This window comes from Pseudomonas sp. 05N434, from assembly GCF_056396965.1.
The window spans coordinates 1-4,080 of sequence record NZ_JBFTMK010000463.1; the positions used below are offsets into that span (position 1 = coordinate 1).

Annotated in this window: 4 protein-coding genes; 3 read left to right on the forward strand and 1 reads right to left on the reverse strand. The window is 54.3% G+C overall.

What is annotated here, in order from left to right:
• The first annotated feature begins 169 nt into the window (after positions 1-169).
• Positions 170-1,096, forward strand: coding sequence for an AraC family transcriptional regulator (locus AC1DLB_RS23395; RefSeq protein ID WP_477785723.1), 927 nt, complete (start codon positions 170-172; stop codon positions 1,094-1,096).
• 481 nt (positions 1,097-1,577) lie between these two features.
• Here the strand turns inward: AC1DLB_RS23395 and AC1DLB_RS23400 are convergent, their stop codons facing one another.
• Positions 1,578-2,753 carry a PAS domain-containing sensor histidine kinase gene (locus AC1DLB_RS23400; protein ID WP_477785724.1) on the reverse strand — a complete coding sequence of 392 codons (1,176 nt, stop codon included), beginning with the start codon at positions 2,751-2,753 and terminating at the stop codon, positions 1,578-1,580.
• A 274-nt stretch (positions 2,754-3,027) separates the two neighbouring features.
• On the opposite strand from AC1DLB_RS23400, the gene AC1DLB_RS23405 reads away from it, so the two are divergent.
• The gene (locus AC1DLB_RS23405; protein WP_018927737.1) at positions 3,028-3,654 is read left to right on the forward strand and encodes a TetR/AcrR family transcriptional regulator; all 627 of its coding nucleotides are present in this window, start codon (positions 3,028-3,030) and stop codon (positions 3,652-3,654) included.
• Positions 3,655-3,852: 198 nt separating this feature from the next.
• Positions 3,853-4,080, forward strand: a 228-nt coding sequence (locus AC1DLB_RS23410; RefSeq protein WP_477785725.1) for an outer membrane protein transport protein, incomplete at its 3' end; no start/stop codon positions are given.

Sequence of the window (4,080 nt, forward strand, 5' to 3'; positions counted from 1 at the left end):
GCATGGGAGAGTCCTCAATGGCTTTGTCGGATGAACATTTTCCGGCTCTGCCCAGACTCCCTGTAGTGCATTGCACTGGATTACTTGCCTGATTCTATGAGTCTCTGTTTTTTTGCAGGACGGTCGTAAGCGGGCGAGTTAGAGTTCAGCGAAGAGGTACAAGGCGAACATGACGATCAAACACGACACCGCTGCTCAACACCTGTCGCCACAAGAAACGCTTGCGCGGATCATTAGCGAGCAGATCCCGAAACCAGGTGACTACGGTACGCCCATTACGGGCCTGGGCTTTTTCAGGCGCGAACATCCGTCGCCGCCCGTCGTCTGCATGGTCGAGCCAAGCATCATCCTCGTCGCCCAGGGGGAGAAACAGCTTTGGGTAGGTGGCGAGGGCTACCCGTATGACACGTCGCGATTTCTGATCACCTCATTGGACTTGCCCGCCAATTCTGAGGTGCTGGCGGCAAGCCCGGAGCAGCCATGCCTGGGGCTGACTTTGAAGCTCGATCTGCGCATGCTGGCTGAGCTGATAGTGCAGGGTGACTTGCCGCCAACCCGTGATCGATCAGTGGTGAAAGGTGTCGGGATTGGTTCAGTAACGCCTGCCATGTTGGCGTCGTTCGAGCGCTTGCTGGCGCTACTCGATGAACCCGAAGCCATCCCTGTGCTTGCGCCCCTGATTCAGCGCGAGATTCACTATCGTCTCTTGAAGAGTGATCAGGCCGCCAGGTTGCGGCAGATTACCTCGGTCGATGGCCAGGGTTATCGCATCGCAAAAGCCATCGACTGGCTGAAGTTGAATTACGCCTCGGCGCTTCGCGTCGAAGAACTTGCGGCGCGAGTGCAGATGAGCACACCCACCWTTCATCACCACTTCCGCCAGCTCACCTCGATGAGCCCGTTGCAGTACCAGAAGTGGTTGCGATTGAACGAGGCGAGGCGATTGATGCTCAACGAGCATCAGGAAGTATCAAGCGCAGCCTACCAGGTCGGCTATGAAAGCCCATCGCAGTTCAGCCGCGAATACAGCCGTCTGTTTGGCGTACCCCCCAAGCGGGATATTGCGATGTTGCGAGGGCAGGGGGTAGCAACATAAATACACCCTGTCAGGCAGGCGCCATCAGGACGGTTCTCAGCTGGCAGCTAAGGCTATACAAGGCCGACAAACGACAGAATAACCAGGACAATCACAACTGCCCCGACGATGTAGATAATATTGTTCATGAAAACCACCTCTCTATCCCAACAGGATTGCGACACCATGGTGCCTAATACAGATGACACCTTCGTTCGCAGTTCCGTTCCCCGAACCAGTCTCGACGGCGGCACCTCGCGGCAACCTCGGCTAATTTGCATGTGCTCGAGGAGTGCGCCGTGGCTGCAGGACACACCCCGTTCGGCTTACTCCAGTGTTTTCCCAGCCTGAGCGATTGGGCAATTTGCGGGCGAACAGTAAACTGGTAGGCGTTTTGTCGTTGAAGGGCACCAGTCTTCGCGGACCAGATTGGCAAGCAACACACCACGCTATCGACGGCTAGCAAAGGAGGGCGACGGGGTTGAGCGAAGGTCAACCCAAGCTAATTTATGGTGCGAGGAAAGGTTGCAGTGAATGTTGTTCCGCTCGTTAGAGAAGACGTTACAGCCACGTCGCCGTGGTGCGCCCTGGCGATCTCACGAACAATGAACAAACCCAGCCCGACACTTCTAAGTTCAGCATTGTCATGACTGCCGCGGATCATCGGTTCGAACAGGTCCTTGAGCAACTCAGGTGGTATGGGTGTGCCAAGGTTGTGGACTGTAATAATGACCGCTGGATCTTCGATGCGCGAAGAAACGGTGACTCCGCTATCGGCAGCACCGTAGGCGACTGCATTGGCGACCAGGTTGCCGATGAGCTGATAGAGTCGATCACTGTCAGCAGTAAAGTCACCTTGCCCATAACGCAGGTGGGTCAATTCATGCCCGGGGAACGCCAGACTCAACTCGTCCAGACAGTCGGCCACCAGTTCGTGTAGATCGACGGGTTTGGGCAGAACTGCGATACCTCGCCCGACCTGCGTCAAGGTGAAATCCAGCAGATCGGCCACCAGACGCTGCGCGCGCTCTGCGGAGTGGGTGATGTGGCCAAGGATTTGTGCCTGCTTAGCATCCATCTCCCTGCGGCCCAGCAGTTCTGTTGCCATTTTTATCGCCGACAATGGGTTGCGCAGGTCGTGACTGACAATCCCGATAAGCTGCTCGGCGAACAGGGCCCGGTCTTCCGCCGCGGCGTAAGTGATGCGCAGCTTGTCTTGGGTGATATCCATCACCCGTTGATCCTTGAGGTGTTTTGCCAAATGTCTTTCTGCGAGCATTCGGGCATGGAGCAGCTCACGCTCGTATCTTTGCCGATCTTCGGCTTTGAACAGCGTCATTTCATGAAATATGCCAGCAGAACTCTCACAACGGACGGCGCTGAGCATCATCGGAATTGAATGTCCGTTGTAGTGAACGAGATCGAATTTGACATCAGCGATCACGCCCTGGATTTGCATAAGGGGCGCCCAGTACGTCCTGTGAAACGTCCTCCCTTCAGGGCTCATCAGGTCTTGGATGTGACGACCGACCAGCTCACTCCTGCGGTAGCYAATCCAGCGGCAGAAGGTGAGGTTGACCTGTGCGATCTGTCCATTTTCTGCGGTAAGCAGTAAGCCACAATCAGCTTCATCGAAGAGAATTTCAGAACCGGGCAGCGAGTCGTCATCTGCGGGCATTTGTATTCACTGACCAATGGGGCCGATATCTGAAAAATTATAGACACCACTTGGGCAAGGACTCTCAAAATTTACTCCTTTTGCAGTGCTTGGTCTCGACATACGGAGGGTTAGCCAATCTGTTGCAACAACTCCTCGAGGCAGCCACTGTCGACCGGCTCAAGTGATGAAGTTTGTGGGCGTTCGGAAAAGTCGTTCAAAATGGCCGATTTGTGACTATATATCTTGTCGGTCACAAGTTGTCAGTCCTCGATAGGATGAGTAAGCTGTTCCCATGAATCAGCCATCAATATCTTCAGCTTCGCCCAGCCCCCGTGGCCCAGCCGATCACGACATTCGAGACCAGATTGTTGCGGCGGCCAACGAACACTTCAGTCAGTACGGCTACGGCAAAACCACGGTTTCCGACCTGGCTAGGGCCATTGGGTTTTCCAAGGCCTACATCTACAAATTTTTTGATTCCAAGCAGGCGATCGGTGAAGCCATCTGCGCAAATTGTCTGGCAGAAATCGTCGCGGCTGTGGAGCAGGCGATCAATGTAGAAGACCTGTCGCCGACGGAACGCTTTCGACGATTGGTCAAAACTGTGGTCGCCACAGGCGTGAATCTGTTCTTTAACGACCGAAAACTCTATGACATTGCAGCATTTGCGGCGTCGGAAAGCTGGCCCAGTACGCAGGCTTATGACGCACAGATCAAACGCTTCGTGTTGCAAATCGTGCGGGAGGGGCGAGAGATCGGCGAATTTGAACGCAAGACTCCCCTGGACGAAACAGTAGAAGCGATACATCTGGCTTTGCGGCCTTTCGTCAATCCTTTACTCCTGCAGTACAACCTCGATTATGTCGAGGAGGCGCCCACGCTCACCGCCAACCTCATTTTGCGTAGCCTCATGCCTTGACCTTCGGCTAACGGTTTTACGTCATGCCTGTGTAAGCGACACATCACCAAAACGGCTTTTCACTTTGCCCTTCTTCCAGTCGTCGAAGGGCATTTCATTTATTCGCATTGTGACCGTTGACTGAATTGGTCACATGAATAAATATGGTGAGCCGTTGCTTCTACTGCTTCATCTCAGTGATCCCATAGAGTTCAAACAATGAAAAAAATATTGCTCAAGAGCCCATTTGGCCTCGCTGTCGTGCTCGCATCTTCAAATGTGTTTGCAAGCGGTTTCGCTCTCAATGAACAAAGCGTCAGTGGGATGGGGTCCGGGTTTGCCGGGCGCTCCTCATCCGCTGAAGATGCGAGCACGGTATTCGGTAATCCGGCGGGTATGTCTCGATTGAAAAGAGAGCAGGTCAGCGTGGGCGCGGCGACTCTATTC